The sequence below is a fragment of the Arthrobacter sp. TmtSoilC79 genome (genome assembly GCF_059739405.1).
In genome coordinates this window covers 3195793-3218005 of the sequence record NZ_AP046051.1, presented here as the reverse complement: position 1 = coordinate 3218005, position 22213 = coordinate 3195793, and the positions used below count along the sequence as shown (strand labels likewise).

Genomic DNA, 22213 nt, shown 5'->3' with positions numbered 1-22213 from the left:
GGCGGTGTGCGGAAACTGTTGCCGGGAGACGACGTAACGGCGGCCCGGTTGGGCGCTTCTCGAGTAGGAGCAGGGGTTTCCGCGGAAATGGATTCGAGGCGATCTGTTGCCTCGCGCCTCATGTGGGGCATCGCGTCGGCCCTCGTCTCGGTGTTGCTGGGAGCGGTCGCCCAAGCCTCCGCAGCGTGGGTCAGCGACTCATGGCCTGAGGTTCTGGTCTACCTCGTTATGCCGGGGTGGGCGTTCATTCTGTTTGCTCACCTTCTGAGCGGATTTGCTGCCGTGGTGGCACTGGCTCTGCTTGTACCGGCGTTGGTCAGGCGGATTTCCCGTGGCTGGCTCCGGCGGCTGACTGCTGTACTTGCAGTTCTGGCCAGTGTCGCGGCGGCTCTGCCGTGGTCTCTGTATTCGGCTGGCATGGGGCTGGCCGCCGTGGCGGCAACCTACACCGAAGTAAAGGCCAGCAGCGGAGAAAGTGTCATCGTCGAACAATCAGGGTTCGACCCACAAACGTATTCCATTTATTCACAAAAATCGTGGGGGCTCTGGCAGCGAAGTGTCCCGTGGCTGTCCGCCACACAGTTCTTCGACCCCAAGGGCTGCATGCTGACGGGCGGAAGTGACAACCTTGTGCTCCAGTGCGGAGTCGATGAGATCGTGGTGCCGCGCTAGGGTCGCTACTCACCAGCCAGGAAACAACTTGCAGCCATCATCGGCAGCGGACTTCTTCGGCGCAGGAAGCGGCAGATTTATGGCGGCTATCGGTAACTTGCCGAATAGCTTTTGAACGAATAACTGGCGGGACGAACGGAGCCGGACTGGATACCAGCCAGGATCCAAACACCTCGAGGGTTTCTCCTGACGCGAACTGAGTGTCCAGGACGATGGAGGCCGATTGGATGGTCCCGTCCCATCCGGTCGTCCAGGTGACGTGACGTTCCCCTAGCGGGGGTGGGAGGGAAATGAGGGGACGACGATGCCCGGACCAATCCTGGGAAGTGGCGGACATTCCGTCGCCAACTCTTTATCAGGCAGGGAGTTGAGCCGCCCTATGCGTCTCTCCGTCGAGTAATCCTTTGGGACGGGAGCTGGTCAATCCGTTTCTGTCGCTTCTTGCTGGCCTTGTTTGTTCGATTGAACGGAATGGCGGCAGCCAGGAGGGTTATGCCGCCGTCAATCACCGTGCCGATAAGCGGTTGGACTAATTTGAAGTTTTCGTCGGCGGTGGTCAAACGCGGTCCTTGTCTGGGCTGAAACGTCTAGATGATCTGCAGACGTAAGGACGCTGCCCGTCATGGGGGGGTACCCGGCCAGCGTCAACATGAGCGCGGTGGATTGCGCTGTGTTCAGCAGGTCCACAGGGCGTTGATTCTGCAGAATGGGACACCTTGTGACCATTCAGGCGGAGAAATCGTTGTCGCGAATCTTTAAGTCCATAGCGGGTTCGTAGCGCGTTCGAACAGTGTCAGGACAACAGCGTTCAGCGACTTCCCTCCGCAGTATCTCTGCGAGGACGCTGTGTTGTATTTGTGGCAGCGGTGGCCAGCTTCGGGGCAAACAGCGTCGCCTTCCCTGAAGCAGGCTGACTGACCCGGAGAGGGCAGCCCGTCTACTTGTGTTTGAGTAACTTCCGGGAATTACCGAGGCAAAGGATGGTCATCAGCATCCTTTGAATTTTGCTATCAAAATTCCAAGCAAAATTGCTTGTGTAATAGGTAAATGAACCGTATGCTTCGAGACCTGTGCACGCCTTACCTTTTCTGGACTTTTTGGGCGGGGTATGCTCTGCGTTTAATCAATTAGTATTCGCTTTTGTTGATCATTTTGCTGGGGGAGTTATGGAGACACTGCGGTCGTTCTTGAGTATTGCTGCCGTTGGGCTGGCAGCAATAACCGTCTCGTCGTGCGGAACCGGAGGAACGCCGGCCGTAGGTCCCGAGGTGCGCACCGGGTCGGCGTCGCCCTCGAGCGAGTGCACGAAATTCCTGCCTGATGCGCCGTGCGGGAAGTTCAAAAGTACAGCCGGTACTGCTGAAGGTCAGCCCATGGCATGGGTCAGCGAGGGACAAGTGACAGCACAGTTGGACCGAGTTGGTCAGGAAACATACCTGACGGCTGTTCTTCCATGTGGACCAGTGAACACCCCCGTCACCATTGATGGCTCGAACATGACATTGTCCGGGAAGCTCGCGATCGGCGCATCCGGCTGTGTTGATGCTGCGAGAGGTGAACAGCAGACCTGGGCCCTCAACTTCCTCAAGGACGGCGTTCAACTCAACTACACCAACGGGGCGCTGACATGGACGAGAGGTCAAGACTCCCTGACTTTCGGCGCGATCTGAACTGCCCCGGATTCAGGTATTAGGGAGCAATACGCGGCTCGGGCATAGCCTTGCGGACCGCCACAGTCTTAAGACATTGAATAATTCATCAAACACGGACCGAGACCGAATCGGCCCGCACTGGACGGGGATTCATTGAAGAAACCACTACCCATTGCAGCAGGTACTTTTGTCTTGCTGCTCGGCATTATCAGCCCCGCCGTGGCGGCATCGGATGCCCCGGTCACGCCGCCGGGGGAGGGCGCTATCGAGGAATACTCCAAGAGTGTAGGTGTCGACTTCTTGGACAACCAGAAGAAGCTCTCCGACTTCAAGTACTGGATCACACAGGTCCCGGGAATCTACGATGCTGGCTACGTTGAACAGGTTAATGATGCAAAAAGCCTTTCTGTAAAGGCATTGTGGAAGGGTTCATCCCTGCTTCGCGAAACCGTCGCCAACGAAGGACGAAAGCGAGGCATCATGGTGACATTCTCCGAGCGTCCATATTCGGTCCCCGAAATTGATTCGGCGACTCAAGCCCTCATAAATAATGACAAGGCCTTTGAACCGCTGGGATTCAAGATAGCTTCCATCGGAGGCATCGGCGATGATTCAGGTGAAATATCCATCCGCGGATACGCCGTCAAGAATGAAGGCGGCCTGCTCACATCATCGGAACGGGCTGCAGTGGAGAACCTTGCACGCGACATTACCAAGTGGCCTATCCAAGTCATTGATGGAGTCCAGTCACGCCCCGCCACTCGCATGAATGACTCCCACCCCTTCAACTCAGGTGCGTACATACTCAACAGCAACCAAACAGCTTGCACAACTGGGTTTGCGCTGAAAGCCAGAACGGGAACAGGGCAGTGGACCAATACGGCCCGCCACTGTGAGGGATCTGGCTGGTGGACTGCCCGCGACAATACCGGATCCTCAGCAGGAATGCAGTGGTGGGATACTCCCGATGGTCAAGCCGCCATGCTGTCCGAAGGCGGAAGCCGTTGGATGTTTGACGGCGCGTGGAACAACACGGCAGGATATTCCAAACCTGTTGCTGGATTCCACGACGTTTCATTGGGCGACTGGATCTGCACAAGCGGCGGGAACTCCGGCGTGCATTGCAATATCAGCGTCCTTTACACGAATTTTTCCTGGAATGACGGGTACGGTTACGCCTCCCAAATCGAGGGCTACCAAACAGTGGACGGTCAGCGTGCCGCAATCCAAGGGGATAGCGGTGGGCCCGTACTTGCCCCCTACGGCAATGGCAGCGTCGGCGCTGTCGGAATGATCCAGGCCGTCGCTGGCCCCCTATATAACTACGGCAATTGCGGCAGCGTTCGGGACGGCGGGGCCAACTACTGCAGTCGATACGTGTGGTTTACGTCTACGCGCACGATTGCGAACAGCGCGGGGATGGATTTGGTTACCTGGTAGTTACTGCTACACGCCCCAACCTGCTGGCTACGAAAGGCCTCGTCCGGTTCTCCGGTCGAGGCCTTTTCAACCTCTCCAATTCCGAGTACCACGATTTACGGTTCCTGCGAATTCTCCTCGGTCGAAGCGCAGAATTGCGGCGGCGAAGGCTTTTGGCTTGAGGAGTCAGAGAGCGTTAATGGCCAGATCGCTTCGTCTGGCAACAACATGATCGCGGACACAGCCAAGAACTCCAATGTTGATGGTTGGGGGCCGATTCCAAACAATTTTGTCAACGACGCTGGGTGGAATGGCGGTCCTGCTTCGACCAGACCCACTCCGGCGGACCATCCTGCCATGAGGTTGAAGCGGAAGTCCAAGTACAACAATCTCTCCATCTCCTCGCGAACCGCGGGTCAACAGGCCGGGATAGGTTTGGGCCAACAGGCTTATGCTCTGAGCCTCGATGCCACGTTTGGGACACTGGCCAACAACATCTCCGTGACGCACTCCGATAGTTAGGATGGGAAGCGCGTGAAGGGAATTCTGACACCTGACAGGGTTTACATCATTGGGTCCAAACGATACAGGCACCGCCAGCCTGAACCCGCGACACGACTACAGCCCTTTTGACGGTGGATTTGTCAGGCATACATGCGTCGAACTCGACAACGTGTTTGTACTGGAAACCGATCGACTCGATGCTGCGGGAGCGCCGTTCACGAACATCGAATACAACGACCGAAATGGTTGGCGAGGATTGGTTCAACGGAGCCAGTCGTACGGATGCCTTACCGCTGCCGTGGACATCGGGTAGGAAGAGCTCAGCTATTTGTCGGGGCCTGGCGGTACAGTAAAGGTATTCGAATATATGTTCGAGTGCGCGGCGTGTCCTGCTCCAGAATGGCGGCACGCGTGCTAAGGCCGAACGGAGGAGACCGATGTCCAAGCCAGCACTCATGCACCGGATGCAAGAGATCGCCCACGTGGACATCAACTGTTTCTACGCTTCGGCGGAACGTGCCTTCAACCCTTCGCTGGAGGGCAAGCCAGTGATTGTGCTGTCCAACAACGACGGCTGCGCAGTGACCAGGTCTCCGGAAGCGAAGAAGCTGGGGATCGGGCTGGGGGAGCCTTGGTTCAAACTTGCTCCACGGGCCAAGGAGTGGGGTCTCATTGCCCTCTCAAGCAACTACGAGCTCTACGGGGACATCAGCTCCCGTGTGATGGAGCTCCTGGCCCGGTACTCGGCATGGCAGGAGGTGTACTCCATTGATGAGGCGTTTCTGGGGGTAAAAGGTCAACCGGAAGAGCTGCTCGAACTGGGACGGACCATCAAAACTGCGTGCCAACGGCATGTGGGCGTGCCGGTCTGCGTGGGGATTGCCCGTACCAAGACGCTCGCCAAGCTGGCCAACAAATGGGCCAAGCACAATCCGGCTTTCAATGGAGTGTGCCGCTGGGACTCCGTTCCTGAGGCCCAACGGGAGGCCTTGATGGCACGGCTGTCGGTGATTGAGATCTGGGGCGTGGCCACCAGGCTGACCAAACGGTTGAACGCCATGGGGATCTTCTCCATCCTTGACCTGGTCCGGGCCGACCCTGTGGCCCTGCGGGACAAATTCTCCATTCTTATGATGCGCACCGTGCTGGAGTTGCAGGGCACCCCGTGCATCCCGATGGAGGAGGAAAGGATCGGGAGGGACCAGCTGATCTTCTCCCGCTCCTTTTCAACGCCGATTACGACGGCGGCGCAGCTGCGGCAGGTACTCAGCGTCTACGGCCAGATGGCAAGTGCCAGGCTCGCCAAACACGATCTCCAAGCAAAATTGCTCACAGCCTTTGCCGCCACCTCGTTCTACAACCCCAACGACAAGTCCTTTCCCACGGTTAACGTCAAGCTGCCCATGCCCACCTCGGATCCCGTGCTGCTGACCAAGGCTGCCCATGCATTGGTTCCCAGGATCCAGGAAGGGGTCAGATACGCCAAGGCCGGGATCATGGTTACTGACCTCCGCCCCAGCGGGAACCAGAAACCACTGGAGATCTTTGAGAACCGGCACGAGGAACGTGGGATCGGCCCCCTGTTGGAGCAAGTCAGCAAGCGCTACGGCCGGGGCTCCATCGGTTTGGGGCACGCCGGAATCAAGGGAGGACCCGACTGGTCCATGAAACGGGACATGCTCAGTCCCCGGTACACCACCAACTGGGATGAACTTCCTTTGGTGAAGGCGGCCTGAGGTGGGCGGACGCCACTACTGCCGGCAGGCAGCCCGGACAGGCAACTCAGGCAGGCACCCCAGGCAGGCGGCCCGGGCAGTACACCTACGCCCGCAGCCGGTACCCGCGCTTGACTACCGTTTCCACGAGCTTGCCATCGGGCAGCGAGGAGCGCAGCCGGCTGACCGTCATGTCCAGGGCATGCACGGAGCCGCGCAGATCCAACAGGTCCGAGAGCGCCTCGCGGGACAACACTGCCCCGCCCGCGCCGAGCAGGGCACGCAGGAGCAGCAGGGGAGCGGGCGCCAAGTCAATGACCTCACCGTTGATCCGCAGGCAACGCCCACGCAGCTCAATGGTGGCGCTCTTGGTCTCCAAGCGGCGCACATGGTTCAGGGACAAGTGCTCGGTAACCAACCGGATCAGCGCCCCCATGCGGTAACGGTCAGGGATCAGTGGCGTCAGACCGGCGTCGACCAGTGGTTGTGCGGTGACAGGCCCCACTGCGGCAACCGTCACGGGGCCCTTCAGGGCTTCGATGAGCTGACGGTAAAGGCCCATTTCGTGGGCTGTGCTCCACATCGCGTCCACGGCTGGTGCGCTGGTGAAGGTCAGGACATCGAGGTTGCCGCCCACCACAGCCTCGATCAAGCGCGGGAGCTTGTCCTCGCCGTCGGGCTTCACCCAGCGGTAGGGGGTGACGGTCAGGACAATGGCACCGGACATGCGCAGCCGTTCCAGCTGGCGCACATCGGTGTAACCATGCAGCTGCACGGCCACCGTCTTGCCGCGCACGCCTTCGGCCAGGAGCATGTCAACCAGCGTGGCCGTGGTTTCGTCACTGCTGATTCCGACGTCGGCAAGACCGGCCGCGCGTACGGCACCGCGGGCCTTGGGTCCACGGACGAACATCCGGCAGGCGGACAGTGTTTCCAGGAGTTGTTCTCCGATGCCGAAAGAATCAGCGGCCTCACACCAACGGCGCATGCCGTACGCGGTGGTGGCGATGCAGATGTCCGGCTTCGCGGCAATGATGGTGCGGGTGTCCTCAATAAGGACCATGTCTTCCTGCACCGGGGCGATCTTCAGCGCGGGGGCGTGCAACACGCTCGCACCGCGGCGCTCCAGGGCCTCAATGAGGTCACGGGAACGGCGGTGCGAGGTGACTCCGATCCGGAATCCATCCAGCGGCGCATCGGCGGCCTCGGAAACTTCCGGAGCAGCAGTAGGGTCCTGGACTTCAAAGGTGCGTGCAACAGTCATAAGTTTTACCCTCAGGCTTCAAGGAGCGAAGCCGCCAGGCGGCTCAGTTCAGCGGATGCTTCAGCGTGGTTGCGGTTGGCCTCGGCTACCTTGACCACTTCGCCAATGACCAGCACAGCCGGATTGCTGCAGCCGGTGGCAGCTGTTTCGATCGTACCCAGGTCAGCGATGGTGGTGCGTTGCCCCGGACGGTAACCGCGTTCCACCACGGCCATGGGCATCTCTGGCTTCATCCCTGCCCGGCGCAACCCGGCGGCCAGCTGCGGAAGTGTGCCGATGCCCATGAGGACCACGATCGTCCCGCCAAGGCCGGCCAAATGCATGTGTTCAGTCTCGGTCAAGGGTGCGTGGCCGGAGACCACCGTGAACATGTGACTCACTTCGCGGTGCGTGACCGGGATGCCGGCTGCGGCGGGAACGGAGATGGCGCTGGTGACGCCGGAGATGACCCGTACCGGGACCCCGGCGGCAACGCAGGCAGCCACCTCCTCGCCGCCACGCCCGAACACGTAGGGATCCCCGCCCTTGAGCCGGACCACGTTCTTGCCCGCAAGGGCAGCTTCGACCATCAGCTTCTCGATGTCGCGCTGCGTGACTTTGTGAAGGCCAGGCTGCTTGCCCACGTCCACCAGTTCCGCAGAGGTCAGATCGGCGAGCTCCTGGTAAGGGGCCAGGCGGTCATAGAACACCACGTCGGCATCACGCAGGGCGTCCACGGCGCCGACGGTCAGGAGGTCCAGGGCTCCCGGGCCTCCGCCCACCAAAGTCACGTGACCCTCCGCGCCGGGGGCAGGCTCAAAAGCCACGGGCACACCGGCCTCGCGGCAGCGTTCCACCAACGGCAGCCAGCCGTCGTCGCCGTCGTCCACCACGGCCACCAGGAACGGACGCTCCGGGAGCAGCCCGTCACCTGGCACCCCCGCAGGTGTGCTCAGGCGGTACACGTTGGCCCCGGCAGCCTGGTAACGCCGGATGGCTTGGCGGGCACAGGTGTCCGAGCCCGTGACAAGGACGTCGCGGTCGGTGAGATCAATGGTGAGCTGCATGGTGAACCCCTAGTTTCCTGCGCCGACGGTTTCGCTGCGGACCGGAATGGTCGACGCGATGAGCACGCCACCCTTTTCCTCATTGGTAGCCGGACGGATCTGGCCACGCTCCGGAACGAAGGAAATGGATTCGTCCTTCTGGTCGGGAGCATTGACGAAGGAGCGGAAACGGCGGAGGCGCTCCGGGTCCTTCAAGGTTTCTGCCCACTCGTCCTCGTAGGTGTCGATGTGCTTGGCCATGGCGGCCTCAAGCTCCTCGGCGATGCCCAGGGAGTCGTTGACCACCACTTCCTCGACGTGTTTGATGCCGCCGTCCAGCTCTTCCTGCCAGCGCGCGGTGCGCTGGAGGCGGTCGGCGGTGCGGATGTAGTACATGAGGTAGCGGTCGATGTACTTCAGCAGCGTTTCGTCGTCCAGGTCCTTGGCCAGCAGCTGGGCGTGTGCCGGAGTGGCACCGCCATTTCCGCCGACGTAAAGGTTCCAGCCGTCCGCGGTGGCGATCACTCCCACGTCCTTGCCCCGGGCCTCGGCACACTCGCGGGCGCAACCGGAAACACCCATCTTCAGCTTGTGCGGGCTGCGGAGGCCGCGGTAGCGAAGCTCCAGCGCAATGGCCATGGCCACCGAATCCTGTACTCCGAAACGGCACCAGGTGGATCCAACACAGGACTTCACTGTGCGAAGGCTCTTGCCGTAAGCCTGCCCGGACTCGAAACCGGCGTCCACCAGCTCCTTCCAGATGTCCGGGAGCTGCTCCAGCCGTGCACCGAACATATCGATGCGCTGGCCGCCGGTGATCTTGGTGTAGAGGTTGTACTTCTCAGCGACGGCTGCGATGACGCCAAGGCCCTTGGGGGTGATCTCACCACCTGCGATGCGGGGGACCACCGAATACGTGCCGTCCTTCTGCATGTTCGCCAAGGCGCGGTCGTTGGTGTCCTGCAGGGACCCACGTCCGGCGTCCAGGACGTACGCAGAGTGCTGGCTTGCGAGGATGGAGGCAATGGTCGGCTTGCAGATGTCGCAGCCGGCGCCGGTGCCGTATTTGGCCATGATCTCTTCGAACGAGGTCAGTTCCAGCACCCGGATGGCGTCGAAGAGTTCCTGGCGGGACAGGCTGATGTGCTCGCACAGTGCCTTGGAAACTTCGATGCCGGACTTTGTCAGTTCGCCCTCGAGGAGCTTCTTGAGCATGGGGACACAGGAACCACATTGGGTGCCGGCACGGGTGCAGCCCTTGAGCTCGCCGAGTTCCTGCACGGGGGAGTTGCCTTCGCAGGCACCGCACCCATTGATGGTGTCGCGGATGGTTCCGGCGGCCACGTTGTTGCAGGAACACAGGATGGCATCGTCGGGAAGCTCAGTCTCAGGTGCCTCACCTCCACCCGCGGCGCTCAAATACGCGCCGGGTTCTGCTGCCAGTTCGCGGCCCAGGAGCGGGCGAAGGCTCATGTAGGGGGAAGCATCGCCCACGAAGATGCCGCCCAAGAGGGTCTTGGCATCATCGGTGGTGACGATCTTCTGGTAAACGCCGCGTGCCGGGTCGGCGTAGACAATTTCCAGGGAATGCTCGGTCCGGGCGAACGCATCACCGAAGCTGGCCACATCCACGCCGGACAGCTTGAGCTTGGTGGCAGTGTCGAAGCCGGGGAATGTCGCCTCGCCACCGTGCAGGCGGTCGGCAACGATCTCGGCCATGGTGTTGGCAGGTGCCACCAATCCAAGGCACATGCCTCCGAAGTTGGCCACTTCACCGATCGCCCAGATGGCCTCCACCTCAGTGGCACAGTAATCGTTGATGACCACGCCGCCACGCTGGCCCAGGCTGAACAGCTGCTCCTCACCCTCTGCTGCGCGGAAGAGGTCGTCGCGGGGCCTGACCCCGACGGCTACGATCACGATGTCCGCCTCAATGGTGCGGCCGTCCGCCATCAAGACGCCGGTGACGTTGCCGTCGTCGTCCGTCAGTACTTCGGAAGGGAACACGCCACCATGGACCTCAAAGCCCTTGGCCTCAATCAGGCGACCCAGCGACTGCCCGGCACCCTCATCCAATTGCGTGTTCATCAGCCACGGTGCTCCGTTGATGACAATGGGAGTGGCACCCAACTGTTCGGTGCCGGCAGCGGACTCAAGGCCCAGCAAGCCGCCACCAATAGTGACCGCGTTAACCTTGCGGCCCAGCTTTTCCCGGAGCTCGGCGATGGCCTTGTTGATGGCCCAGACGTCATCGAGCGTGCGGTACACGTGAGTGTGTTCGGCACCGGGAATCGGGAGGCGGGCTGCATCCGAGCCCGAAGCCACCACCAAGTGGTCGTATTCGTACGTGTTCCCCGCGGCAGTGAGGACACTCCTGGAGGCGGAGTCGATCTTCACGGCGCGCTCGCCGGTCACCAGGGTCAGCGCCTCGTGGTCCCACATGGACGCGTCGCCCAAAGTAAGGTCCACACCCGTTTCGGTGAGGGCCTTGCTCAACGCCACGCGGTCGTAGGGGAGGTGGGCCTCTTCGGTCAGCACCGTGACCTGCCAGCCTTCAAGACCGCGGTTGACCATGGCATCGGTGAAACGGTGGGCAGCGGGGCCGCCGCCGACGACGACGACGCGGCGCGGGTTCTCTGTGCTTGAAGTGTGTCCGGTCACTGGTGGGCCTTTCGCAGACGTTGCAGACGGATCTGCTGCAACTCGTGGTTCCAGACTAGGTATGGGCAGTTTCGCGTCAGTTTCCCTTTTGTTTCGTGATCTTAACTTCTGCATCACAACGGCATTTCGTGAGGCGTGAGGTCTCTTTTACGCGCTGGACACAAACGCGGACACCTGATGAAACACCAGGGTCCTAACGTGGAAGAGTGGCCGCAAGCGTGGCCCGGTCCGGGGGAGTGACGGCGAAAATGCCAGCACCCGGACAGAGTGAGAGGGGCTGAAATGACCGTAATTCTGGACCGTGCCGTGGATGTTGCCGTTACCGGCGAGTGGCACAGGATTTGCCCGCTGGATGAACTCGAGCTGGCTTGGGGCGAGGCGGCACTGGTTGCAGGCCGACAGGTTGCGCTGTTCCGCATCGCGTCCACCGAGGTCTTCGCCGTGGCTCAGCAGGACCCGGCAACACTGGCCAACGTCATGGCCCGCGGGATCATCGGATCCCGCGGAAGCCGGCCGACCATCTCATCGCCACTGCATAAAGAGGTCTACGACCTCGAAACCGGGGAGTGCTTCACCAACCCCGAGCTCGCCCTCGATGTGTTCGCCACCCGGTTGGTGGATGGCTTCATCGAGATTGAACTCTAACCCGGCTAAAGACCGACGCTTCTAAAGACCCAACGCTTCGCGGACATCCCTGAGGACATCGTCCAGGGAGGTCCGTGCGGCCTGGCGGGCACCGGGAAGTTCCGCGGCGGACTCCACGGGCTGGATGACTTCCAAGTAACACTTGAGCTTGGGCTCGGTGCCGCTGGGCCGGATGATGACCCGGCTTTGGTCCCGGGTCAGGTACAGCAGTCCGTCCGTGGGCGGTAAGGCTTCGCTTCCTTCGGCAAGGTCGGTAAAGACCTCGACGGCGGAGCCTCCGAACGCTTCGGGCGGATTGACGCGCAGGCGGTTCATCATGGCATCCAGCAGTCCGAGGTCCGCCACCCGGATGCTCAACTGGTCACTGGCGTGCAGGCCATGCACCAGGTAGAGGTCGTCAAGGGTGTCAAAGATCGTCCTGCCCTCGGCCTTGGCAGCTGCTGCCAGTTCCGCGATCAGTACCGCCGCTGAGATACCGTCTTTGTCCCGCACCAGCTCGGGCGCAACGCAGTACCCCAAGGCCTCCTCGTACCCGTAGGTGAGGCCGGGAACCCGTGAGATCCATTTGAAGCCAGTGAGCGTTTCCTCGTGGGCGTACCCCGCGGCAGCGGCGATCCGGGACAGAAGGCGCGAAGAAACGATCGAGTTTGCGAAGACGCCCTCCCTGGCTTCCTCGCCTTCACCGACTGCCCGCCGCGCCACGATGTGTGCACCCAACAGCGCGCCCACTTCATCTCCACGAAGCATCCGCCAGGTTCCCGTGGACGGGTCCAAGGCGGCCACCGCAGCCCGATCGGCGTCGGGGTCGTTGGCCAGGACGATGTCCGCGCCGGCCTCCGCGGCAGCTGCGAGCGCCAAGTCCAGCGCACCAGGCTCTTCGGGGTTGGGGAAGGCAACAGTGGGGAAGTCCGGATCGGGTTCAGCCTGTTCAGCCACGAGAGTGACATCCCCAAATCCGGCGGCATTCAGGACGGAGACAGCTGTTTCGCCGCCGACGCCATGCATGGGGGTGAGGATGATTTTGAGGTCCCGGGCCGGGAAATGTTCCCGGTCAACCAGCCCGGCCATGGCGGCTTGATAGTCCGCGGCGATGGCCACGGGCAGTACGGTCCAACCGCTATCGGCCAGCTCTATGGAGTCCAGCGCACCCACAGCGTCGATTTTTTCCGCGATCTGCGCATCGTAGGGAGCCACGATCTGGGAGCCGCGTCCACTCTCGGAAACAGCATGCCGCCCGAGATAGACCTTGTAGCCGTTGTCCTGCGGCGGGTTGTGGCTGGCTGTAACCATCACGCCGCCGTCGCAGTCCAGGTTCCTGACCGCGTAGGCGAGCAACGGCGTCGGAAGTGCTGCGGGCATCAGGAACGTCTCTATGCCCGCGGCGGCGAAGATCGCGGCAGTTTCCTGCGCGAAGATGTCCGAGTTGTAGCGGGCGTCGAAGCCGACGACGGCGCGCGGCCGGGTCCCGGGGGCCGCTGCGGCTACCGTCTCCGTGAGGAAAGCTGCCAGGCCTGCTGCTGCGCGCCGGACCACGACGCGGTTCATGCGGTTCGGGCCGGGGCCGAGGGCTGCGCGGAGACCGGCCGTGCCGAATTGCAGGGTGCCGCTGAAGCTGTCGCCCAGTTCCTGCACTGCTGCCGCATCTCCACCCTCGGCGAGCTCCGTCAGCTCCTCCAAGGCAGCCGACGTCGCCGGGTCCGGGTCTTGTGAGGCCCATTGGCGGGCGTCGGTGAGCAGCTGGTCAAATGCGGCATCGCTGGATGTCATAGGGTCAAAACTATCCTCATTGAGCGCTTCAGGGGCAACGGGCGGTGTGATCCCGCCCCTAAAAGTGGTCTTAAAGGGGTGGGATCCCACTCCCGGCGGAGTTGCCCGGGCAAAGCTAGAGTTTGGCGATGATCTCTGCCAGCAACTTGGAGATCCGCTTTCCGGCTGCGTGTCCGGCTTCAAGGACTTCGGCGTGGCTCAAGGGAACCGGGCTGATGCCGGCGGCGAGGTTGGTGACCAGCGAGATGCCGAAAACTTCCATGCCTGCGTGGCGGCCGGCGATTGCTTCCAGCGCCGTGGACATCCCCACCAGGTCTGCCCCGATCCGCTTGGCGTACTGGACCTCTGCCGGTGTTTCGTAGTGGGGCCCGGTGAACTGTGCGTACACGCCGTCCTGCAGGGAGGGATCTACTTCACGGGCGAGCTCGCGGATGCGGGAGGAGTAGAGGTCGGTGAGGTCAACGAACGTCGCGCCCTCAAGCGGAGATGCTGCGGTGAGGTTGATGTGGTCGCTGATCAGTACGGGAGTGCCCGGGGTCCAGTCCTCATTGAGCCCGCCGCACCCGTTGGTGAGGACCAGTGTCTTGCATCCGGCGGCAGCTGCCGTCCGGACACCGTGGACTACGGAGCGTACGCCGCGTCCTTCGTAGTAGTGTGTCCGGGCGCCAAGGACCAGGGCCCGCTTGCCTTCTTTGGTCAGGACGGAGCGGATGGTGCCAACGTGGCCCACCACGGCGGGCTTGTGGAAGCCGGGAACTTCGGTGGCGTTCAGGGTGGCGGTGGTTTCACCGATCAAATCCGCAGCCTCCGCCCATCCGGATCCGAGCACCAGGGCTACGTCATGGGACTCGACGCCGGTCTCCGCGGCAATGAAGTCGGCGGCGGCTTTCGCGGCCTCAAAGGGGTCTGTGTTCATCAGCTCAGTGTTACTCACTGGTACAAGCTACCTTGCGGCCACGGGACTTTGGTAGGGACCCGCGAGCTGGTGAGGGTGGGCTGAGTGGCAGCCAGAGCGGCAATGAGCGAGAATTGAGGATTGTGACCACCCAAGTTGACTTCAGTGCCCCCCGTATCGCGATCCTGGGAGGTGGTCCCGGCGGATATGAAGCTGCCATGGTGGCCGCTTCGCTCGGCGCCCACGTCACCATCGTTGAGCGTGCAGGTCTCGGCGGCTCAGCCGTCCTGACCGACGTCGTGCCTTCCAAGACCCTCATTGCTACCGCCGACCTCATGACCCGCGTTGGCGAGGCGGATGAGCTCGGAGTGAAGTTCGACGGCGACGGCTCGGCTTCCAAGCCCCGTGCAGACCTCAAGCACATCAACGATCGCGTGCTGAACCTGGCCCATGGACAGTCCGAGGACATCCGTGCCGGCCTGGAGCGCCTGGGCGTGGAGATCGTGATCGGCTCCGGCAAGTTGCTGGACAACAACACCATCGAGGTCCTCACGCTCGAGGGCACCCGGACCATTGACGCCGATGCCATCCTGCTGGCTGTGGGCGCACATCCGCGTGAACTTCCCACCGCCAAGCCCGACGGTGAACGCATCCTCAACTGGGCCCAGATCTACAACCTGGATGAGCTTCCCGAAGAACTGATCGTTGTGGGTTCGGGCGTCACCGGCGCCGAGTTTGCCTCGGCCTACAACGGTTTGGGCTCCAAGGTCACCCTGATCTCCAGCCGTGACCAGGTCCTCCCCGGTGAGGACACGGATGCGGCCAAGTTGCTCGAAGGCGTCTTTGAACGCCGCGGCGTCACCGTCCTCTCCAAGTCCCGCGCCAACGCGGTGGAGCGAACGGACGACGGCGTCAAGGTCACCTTGGGTGACGGATCGATCGTGACAGGTACCCACTGCCTGGTGTGTGTTGGTTCCATCCCGAACACTGCCGGTGTTGGCCTTGAAGAAGCCGGCGTGACCCTCACGGAGTCCGGCCACATCAAGGTGGACGGCGTTTCCCGCACCACAGCTCCCAACATCTATGCTGCCGGCGACTGCACGGGCGTCTTCGCCCTGGCCTCGGTCGCGGCCATGCAGGGGCGTATCGCTATTGCCCACTTCATGGGCGACGGCGTGAAGCCGCTGAAGCTCAACCAAGTGGCCTCCAACATTTTCACGTCCCCGGAGATCGCTTCCGTGGGTGTGTCCGAGGCCGATCTGGCCTCGGGTAAATACCAGGGCGATGTTGTGATGTTGTCCCTGCTCAGCAACGCCCGCGCCAAGATGCGCAACACCAAGGACGGGTTCGTCAAGATCATCGCCCGCAAGGGTTCCGGCACCGTGATCGGTGGCGTAGTGGTGGGGCCGAACGCATCCGAGCTCATCTTCCCGATCTCCGTCGCGGTAACCCAGAAGCTCCACGTTGATGACGTGGCCAGCGCCTTCACGGTGTACCCGTCGTTGACCGGATCCATCTCGGAAGCTGCGCGGCGCCTGCACGTTCACATGTAACCGCCAGCCAAAGTGGACGCCCGTTTCGGGGCTTCGCTGCGCATCATGCCGTCCGCACGGCACCCTGCGCAGCAAGCCATCGAAACGGGCGTTTCTGCTTCCTACATACGCAGCGCGCGCACTGCCTGAGCCAATGGCATGTGCAGTGCGGGACCGTGGCCTGGCAGGATCACAGTGGCTTTGGCAGTGGCTTGCCCAGTGGCTTGGACCGCGCCCAGCGAGAGTGCCGAGGTGAGGGCACCGCAGGCGTCCGAGTGGTACATCCTGTGCAAAATCTGCGGACCGGACTTCGGGCTGATGGGGTGTCCGCTGACGAACGTGTCGCCCACTGCAATGGCGCCGGCATCCGGTAGCAAGAGAGCAACGTTGCCTGGGGTGTGCCCTGGCAACAGGATGGCCTCTGGCTTTCCGGGCAGGTGGCGGAGTGATTCAGACGTCCAGGCCTCGGCTCGCGTGGCTGGTTCTGCCTGAAGCGCCTTGGCCTTGATCACGTGGAGCATCCAACGGAAAACCTGGGGACGCCAAGCACGTAGGAGAACCTGGCCGAACGTGACCTGATGCTTCTCCTTGCCCTGGACGTGGGCGAGTTCCTCGGGGGAGCACAGAATGGGTGTGCCGAAAGTCCGTGAGAAGTACGCCGCGGATCCTGTATGGTCCACGTGCCCGTGCGTGATCAGCATGGCCCTTGCATCGGCGGGTTCCAGGCCCAGTCCGCGCACGGACTCCAAGACCAGGTCACGGTCGGCGGGGTAGCCGCCGTCGATCAGCATGAATCCCGAAGCATCCCGCACGATCAGCCAGTTGGATGCAGGTCCCTCCACGAAAAATACCCCTGGTGCCTGCTCGGATACGTTCACCCGAGCAGTCTAAGGCGCCGCTTCGGGGCTTCGCTGCAAAGTATGCCGTGCGCACGGCACTCCGAGCAGGGAACCCCCGAATCGGGGGTCGGGCACCCCCGCGGTGAACCGTGCGCGCGGCACTCTGAGCAGGGAACCCCCGAATCGGGGGCCGGGCACCCCCACGGGGAACTGTGCACGCGGCACTCCGAGCAGGGAACCCCCGAATCGGGGGCCGGGCACCCCCGCCAACAGCTACGCGGCGGCTGCCTGGAAGTGCTTCTCGATGATCCCCTTGATGTCCTCGTGGCATCCTCCGCAGCCAGTTCCGGCGCGGGTGGCCTTGGAGACCTCGCCCACGGAGCTGCAACCGTGCACCACGGACTCCGAAATACTGGCCGCACTCACCCCGGCGCAGCGGCATACAGTCCGCTGGGGGTCGTTGCTGGTGGCGTCGGCATCAAGCTGGTCAGGTCCATCCAGGCGGAGCAACAGGGACCGGTCGGCAGGCAGCTCCGAGGAACGTTCAAAGAGCACCACCAACTCGGCGGCGGTCCGGGGCATGCCCACGGCCACCAGGCCTTCCAGCACTCCGCCGCGGGTGGTCATTTTCACGTAGCGGCCGTGTTCGGGATCGGCCCACTGGGAAATCTGGCGGCGGGGGCGTCCGGAGGTTGCGCCGGCCTCCAGCAACTCCTCATCCCACGGATCCGCTTGATTATCGCCTGCCAGGGCCAGGTTGATGCCGCGTGCCTTCAGGACAACCACTCCGGGCTTCTCCGTGGCCAGGGCTTCCAAGGTATCTGCTGCTTCCTGGCCGTCACGGGCAAGGACCACAAGGTACTCGGCCAACCACTCAGCCTGCCGCCAGCCGGGACCAACAAGACCGGAGGGGCCGGAAGCAGTCCGGCAGTCAACACACGACGCATCCGGGCAGTGCACTTCGGCGCAGTCACCAATCGCGAACATGTGTGGCTCGTGATAGGTCCGGAGGTGGTGATCCACCAGTATCCCCGTGGCGGTAGGAAGCCCGCACCCCTCCGCCAACTCGATCCGCGGGCGCACACCGCAGGACAACACGAGCAGGTCGCCGTCGATTGCCGAGCCGTCATCCAACAGCAAAGCGGAGAAGGCGCCGCCAGGTCCGGCCGTCTCCACGCCGGTGGAGCGGGCGTTGCCGGCCACCCGGACGCCGCGGGAACGCAGGCTGCTGGTCAGGACGGAGCCACTGCCGCGGTCGATGCTCCTGCCGAGTGGGAAGGGCCCGTTGTGAACCACCGTGGCCTGGGCGCCTTCTTCCGCGGCAGCCAACGCGGTTTCCAGCCCGAGCACCCCGCCGCCCAGGACCACCACGCGTTGACCTTCAGCCACGGCGGAACGCAGCACGGCAGCATCCCGCAAATCACGCAGAGCAGTAACCCCGGATGGAAGGACGGGCCGGGACGGATCGGGGTTGAGGCCGGTGAGGTTGGGAATCACTGGACGGGACCCGGTGGCGAATACCAGACGATCATAGTGTTCGGAGGAACCGTCGGACAGGATGACCAGCTGGCGGGCGCGGTCGATCCTTTTGACCTTGATGCCCAGCCGGACCTCAACACCGTCGGCTTCCAGTTCGGACACATCGGCCATGGCCAAGGCCTCCGCAGTGGTGCGTCCCACGCCGAGCTCAGCAACCATCACCCGGTTGTACGCCGCTTCAGTTTCCTGACCTACTATCAGAAGTTGCACCAGCCCGGCGCGGACGGCAGGGAGCAGTTCGTCCACAAGACGCGCGGCCACCGGCCCGAATCCAACAACAACAATGCGCTCACTCATGAGGCCTCCTTGGCGTTTACCGGCAAACCGGCCATGGCTGGACTGCTTGTGGGAATGGCCGGTGAAGCTTGCGCAGCCACTGCCCTCCGGACCCACACCCGGCTGGTCTTGAACTCCGGCATGCCGGAGATGGGATCAGTGATTGCTTCCGTGAGCCGGTTGGCGTTTTCCTGGCCGGGAAAGTGGAACGGCAGGAAGACCGTATCCGGACGGACCGCGGTGCTCAGCTCGGCACGGCAGAGCACTTCTCCGCGTTCGTTGGTCACGGTGGCGTAGTCGCCGTTGGCAATGCCGCGGGTGGCCGCCGTGCCCGGGTGAATCAGGAGCCGGGCCTGCGGCTGGGAGGCCAGGAGTTCGCTCACGCGCCGGGTCTGGGCTCCGGATTGGTAGTGCTCCAGAAGCCTGCCGGTTGCCAGTGCCAGGGAGTCATCCGCGAACGAACGGACAGCCCGCTTGGACGGGGTCACCGGAACCATGACGGCCAGGCCATCAGCATGGGCAAAGCCATCGGCAAAGAGCCTCGGCGTCCCGGAACTGCCTGCAGGGTAGGGCCAATAAGCCGCTTCGCCGCGGTCCAGCATGGCGTAGTCGATGCCTGAATAGTCAGCCAAGCCACCGGCAGAGGCCAGGCGCAGCTCTTCGAAAACAGTCTCGGGATCATCGCTGAACGTCGAAGGGGCCTCAAGCAACTCCGCCAGCCGGGCCATGAGCCACAATTCGCTGCGAACACCCGGGGGAGGCGTCAGTGCGCGTCGACGGCGGATCACGCGTCCCTCGAGGTTGGTGAGCGTGCCTTCTTCCTCGGCCCACTGCGTCACGGGCAACACCAGATCCGCTTCGGCAGCGGTTTCTGACATGAAGAAATCGCAGACCACCAGGAAATCCAAACTGCGCAGCCCTTCAATCACTGCGTTGGTATCGGGCGCCGAGACCACCACGTTGGCGCCGTGCACCAAAAGGCACCGGACGCCGTCGGGCTTGCCAAGGGAGTTGAGGAGTTCGACGGCGGGGAGCCCGGGTCCGGGGATGAGCGACTCCTCGATGCCCCACACGCGGGCAACGTGGGCGCGGGCCGCGGGGTCGGTGATTTTGCGGTAGCCCGGAAGCTGGTCGGCTTTCTGCCCGTGTTCGCGACCGCCCTGCCCATTGCCCTGGCCCGTAAGGGTGCCGTAACCGCTGCGGGCGGAGCCGGGCAGGCCCAGGAGGAGGCTCAGGTTGATGGCTGCAGTTGCGGTGTCGGTGCCATCAACGTGTTGTTCCACGCCGCGGCCGCTGAGGATGTAGCTGCCGTGGCCGCGGGCTCCTTGGGCCAGGCGGCGGGCAGTTTCCCGGATGAGGGTGGCTGGGACGCCGGTGATGGACTGCACCCGCTCCGGCCAGAATGCAGACAAGCTGCGTACTACCGCCTTGTACCCGCTGGTGTTGGCGGCGATGTAGTCAGCGTCTGCCAGCCCTTCGTGGACGACCACGTGGCTGATGCCCAAAAGCAGCGCCAAATCAGTGCCGGGCGTCGGCTGCAAGTGGAGGCCGCCGCCGTCGGACGTGAACGCTGCAGTAGCCGAGCGGCGGGGGTCCACCACAATCAACCCGCCGGCGTCCCGGGCGCCCTGAAGGTGCTGGACGAACGGTGGCATGGTCTCGGCTACGTTGGAACCGAGCATGAGGATCACCGAGGCCGTGTCCAGGTCCGTGACGGGGAAGGGGAGGCCGCGGTCTACGCCGAAGGCCCGGTTGCCGGCAGCTGCGGCGGAGGACATGCAGAACCGGCCGTTGTAGTCGATGCGGGAGGTGCGCACGGCCAGCCGGGCGAATTTGCCCAGCAGGTAGGCCTTCTCGTTGGTGAGGCCGCCGCCGCCGAAAACTCCCACGGCGTCATTTCCGAACTGCTGTTGGGTTTCCTTGACCGCTGCCGTGATGAGCATGAGGGCCTGGTCCCAGGAGACGGGCCGGTGAACGCCGTCGGAACCTTTGAGCATGGGCTCTGTGACGCGCCCGTTGTGACGCAACAACGACGCCGATGTCCAGCCTTTACGGCACAGCCCGCCCCGGTTGGTGGGGAAGTCGCGCGCGGAAACTTCCAAGGGAAGCTCAGGCTTCGCCGTTTCTGCGGTGGGTGCGTTCGTGGCCGCTGTCCCGGGGGCTGCCGGGGCAGTCGGGGTCAACGTCATGGCGCACTGGAGCGCGCAGTAGGGGCAGTGGGTATCGGCGCCGTTGGGCATCTAGATGTGTCCGATCGTGTTGCGCTTCTGTGCCGGGCGGATGTAGCAAACCCAGCAGACGGCGAGCATCAGGACGTAGGCTCCAACGAATCCGTAGAACGCCGGGGTGTAGGAGCCGCTGGCCGAGTTGGAAGCGTTGAGGACCTGTGGGATTACGAAGCCGCCGTAGGCTCCGATCGCGGAGATCAGGCCCAGGGAGGAAGCGGCGAGCCGTGCAGTGGCCGCGCTGGATGCTCCGGAGCGTGCTGCCCGGCTGGACGTTGCGAAGATGACCGGGATCATGCGGTATGTTGCACCGTTTCCGAACCCACTGGCCAGGAAGAGGAACAGAAACAGGGTGAGGAAGAGCCAGAAGTTCTTCAGGGGCAGCGTCCAGATCATGGTCAGCGTGATGACTGCCATGGAAGCGAACGAGGTAATGGTCATCCGGGCGCCACCCATGCGGTCGGCCATGCGTCCGCCGTAGGGGCGGGCCAGGGAGCCGACCAGGGGGCCGAGGAACGCCAGCGAGAGTGCCACTGCTCCGACGTGGATGGAGGAGAAGTCCGGGAAGTAGTCCTTGATCAACTTGGGGAAGACGCCGGCGAAGCCGATGAACGAGCCGAACGTTCCAATGTAAAGGAACGCCATGATCCACAGGTGAGGTTCCTTCAGTGCGGCCAGTGAACCGGCCACGTCACCCTTGGCGTTGGTGAGGTTGTTCATGTACTTGTAGGCACCGAAGGCGGCGATGACGATCAGCGGGATCCAGATGATGCCTGCCATGGGCAGGTTGACGGTTCCTGCGGCCAGCAGCGTGATGGCGATGGGGACAACAAGCTGGGCGACGGCGGCACCGAGGTTGCCGCCGGCAGCGTTCAGGCCCAGCGCCCAACCCTTTTCGCGGGCCGGGTAGAAGAAGGTGATGTTGGCCATCGAGCTGGCGAAGTTGCCGCCACCGAAACCGGCGAGGGCGGCCACCAGGAGCATGACGCCAAAGGGTGTTTCCGGGTTGGAGACACAGATGGCAAGCCCGGTGGTGGGAATGAGCAGGAGCAGCGCTGAGACGATGGTCCAGTTCCGGCCACCGAACTTGGGAACCATGAACGTGTAGGGGATACGAAGCGTGGCGCCCACGAGGCTGGGGATGGAGATGAGCCAGAAGATCTGGTTGGTATCGAACCGGAAGCCGGCCGCGGGGAGTTGGACCACCACGATGGACCACAGCTGCCAGACGACGAAGCCGAGGAATTCGGCGAAGATGGACCAGTAGAGATTGCGCTTGGCGATGGACCGTCCTTCGGATTCCCATTGGCCCTTGTTTTCGGCGTCCCAGTTGGCGATCCAGCGGCCGGGGCGGTGTTCGAGGGCGGGAGCGGCGGTGGCAGTGGACTGGATGGGGGCCAGTGCATCTGCGGTGCGGTCAACAGTCACGGAAGTGCCTCCTTGGTGGGGGACGTTGTTCTTCCAAGGTAGGTTTGGCGCATTTCGCGCACTGTCGCTGTTTGTAAACGGCCTGTGACATTTCCCTATCGGCGGGGTCACCGGCGAGTGAGACGCTGGTGAGGTAATGTGGCGCGGACCACAGT

Annotated in this window: 17 protein-coding genes; 7 read left to right on the top strand and 10 right to left on the bottom strand. The window is 63.0% G+C overall.

What is annotated here, in order from left to right:
- Positions 1 to 87: 87 nt before the first annotated feature.
- Positions 88 to 672: a hypothetical protein gene (locus AC6JA3_RS14675; protein ID WP_497920188.1), complete on the top strand. Its 585-nt coding sequence runs from the start codon at positions 88 to 90 to the stop codon at positions 670 to 672.
- Positions 673 to 1819: 1147 nt separating this feature from the next.
- Here the strand turns inward: AC6JA3_RS14675 and AC6JA3_RS14670 are convergent.
- Positions 1820 to 1978, bottom strand: coding sequence for a hypothetical protein (locus tag AC6JA3_RS14670; RefSeq protein WP_155854101.1), 159 nt, complete (start codon positions 1976 to 1978; stop codon positions 1820 to 1822).
- A gap of 157 nt (positions 1979 to 2135) precedes the next feature.
- On the opposite strand from AC6JA3_RS14670, the gene AC6JA3_RS14665 reads away from it, so the two are divergent.
- The 4 genes from AC6JA3_RS14665 to AC6JA3_RS14650 all read left to right on the top strand — a co-directional run bounded on the left by AC6JA3_RS14665 (position 2136) and on the right by AC6JA3_RS14650 (position 5983).
- Positions 2136 to 2342, top strand: coding sequence for a hypothetical protein (locus AC6JA3_RS14665; RefSeq protein WP_026542751.1), 207 nt, complete (start codon positions 2136 to 2138; stop codon positions 2340 to 2342).
- 135 nt (positions 2343 to 2477) lie between these two features.
- Positions 2478 to 3764, top strand: coding sequence for a chymotrypsin family serine protease (locus AC6JA3_RS14660; protein WP_155854102.1), 1287 nt, complete (start codon positions 2478 to 2480; stop codon positions 3762 to 3764).
- 336 nt (positions 3765 to 4100) lie between these two features.
- Positions 4101 to 4265 (top strand): hypothetical protein, encoded by a 165-nt coding sequence (locus AC6JA3_RS14655; protein WP_155854103.1) that lies wholly within the window; start codon positions 4101 to 4103, stop codon positions 4263 to 4265.
- A gap of 419 nt (positions 4266 to 4684) precedes the next feature.
- Positions 4685 to 5983, top strand: a complete 1299-nt coding sequence (locus AC6JA3_RS14650; RefSeq protein ID WP_347781563.1) for a Y-family DNA polymerase — start codon at positions 4685 to 4687, stop codon at positions 5981 to 5983.
- Between the two features lie 85 nt (positions 5984 to 6068).
- On the opposite strand, the gene AC6JA3_RS14645 is transcribed toward AC6JA3_RS14650, so the two are convergent.
- From AC6JA3_RS14645 to nirB, 3 genes are read right to left on the bottom strand one after another with little or no spacing between them, the layout of a single operon-like run.
- Entirely contained in the window at positions 6069 to 7226 is a 1158-nt protein-coding gene (locus AC6JA3_RS14645) for a uroporphyrinogen-III synthase (protein ID WP_347781562.1), read from the bottom strand.
- 11 nt (positions 7227 to 7237) lie between these two features.
- Entirely contained in the window at positions 7238 to 8272 is a 1035-nt protein-coding gene (cobA, locus tag AC6JA3_RS14640) for a uroporphyrinogen-III C-methyltransferase (RefSeq protein WP_026542746.1), read from the bottom strand.
- 9 nt (positions 8273 to 8281) lie between these two features.
- Positions 8282 to 10912 (bottom strand): nitrite reductase large subunit NirB, encoded by a 2631-nt coding sequence (gene nirB / locus AC6JA3_RS14635; RefSeq protein ID WP_497920187.1) that lies wholly within the window; start codon positions 10910 to 10912, stop codon positions 8282 to 8284.
- A 282-nt stretch (positions 10913 to 11194) separates the two neighbouring features.
- Here nirB and nirD point away from each other — a divergent pair, with 282 nt between their 5' ends.
- Complete coding sequence (nirD, locus tag AC6JA3_RS14630; RefSeq protein WP_497920186.1) at positions 11195 to 11557, top strand: nitrite reductase small subunit NirD; 363 nt, start codon at positions 11195 to 11197, stop codon at positions 11555 to 11557.
- Positions 11558 to 11578: 21 nt separating this feature from the next.
- Here nirD and AC6JA3_RS14625 read toward each other — a convergent pair whose 3' ends face one another.
- Together AC6JA3_RS14625 and AC6JA3_RS14620 are read right to left on the bottom strand one after the other, a co-directional pair.
- On the bottom strand, positions 11579 to 13324 hold the full coding sequence (locus tag AC6JA3_RS14625) for a phospho-sugar mutase (protein ID WP_347781559.1): 1746 nt from the start codon (positions 13322 to 13324) through the stop codon (positions 11579 to 11581).
- Positions 13325 to 13439: 115 nt separating this feature from the next.
- Positions 13440 to 14240: a purine-nucleoside phosphorylase gene (locus AC6JA3_RS14620; RefSeq protein WP_175493362.1), complete on the bottom strand. Its 801-nt coding sequence runs from the start codon at positions 14238 to 14240 to the stop codon at positions 13440 to 13442.
- Positions 14241 to 14362: 122 nt separating this feature from the next.
- On the opposite strand from AC6JA3_RS14620, the gene AC6JA3_RS14615 reads away from it, so the two are divergent.
- Positions 14363 to 15772, top strand: coding sequence for an NAD(P)H-quinone dehydrogenase (locus AC6JA3_RS14615; RefSeq protein WP_026542741.1), 1410 nt, complete (start codon positions 14363 to 14365; stop codon positions 15770 to 15772).
- A gap of 101 nt (positions 15773 to 15873) precedes the next feature.
- On the opposite strand, the gene AC6JA3_RS14610 is transcribed toward AC6JA3_RS14615, so the two are convergent.
- The 4 genes from AC6JA3_RS14610 to AC6JA3_RS14595 all read right to left on the bottom strand — a co-directional run bounded on the left by AC6JA3_RS14610 (position 15874) and on the right by AC6JA3_RS14595 (position 22058).
- A complete protein-coding gene (locus tag AC6JA3_RS14610) occupies positions 15874 to 16629 on the bottom strand; it encodes an MBL fold metallo-hydrolase (RefSeq protein ID WP_347781558.1) in 756 nt (251 codons plus the stop codon).
- 234 nt (positions 16630 to 16863) lie between these two features.
- A complete protein-coding gene (locus tag AC6JA3_RS14605) occupies positions 16864 to 18426 on the bottom strand; it encodes an FAD-dependent oxidoreductase (protein WP_347781557.1) in 1563 nt (520 codons plus the stop codon).
- Positions 18423 to 20645, bottom strand: a complete 2223-nt coding sequence (locus tag AC6JA3_RS14600) for a molybdopterin oxidoreductase family protein (protein WP_347781556.1) — start codon at positions 20643 to 20645, stop codon at positions 18423 to 18425. Before AC6JA3_RS14600 ends, AC6JA3_RS14605 begins: the two co-directional genes overlap by 4 nt.
- Entirely contained in the window at positions 20646 to 22058 is a 1413-nt protein-coding gene (locus tag AC6JA3_RS14595; RefSeq protein ID WP_026547110.1) for an MFS transporter, read from the bottom strand. It lies immediately after the preceding gene.
- Between the last annotated feature and the right edge of the window lie 155 nt (positions 22059 to 22213).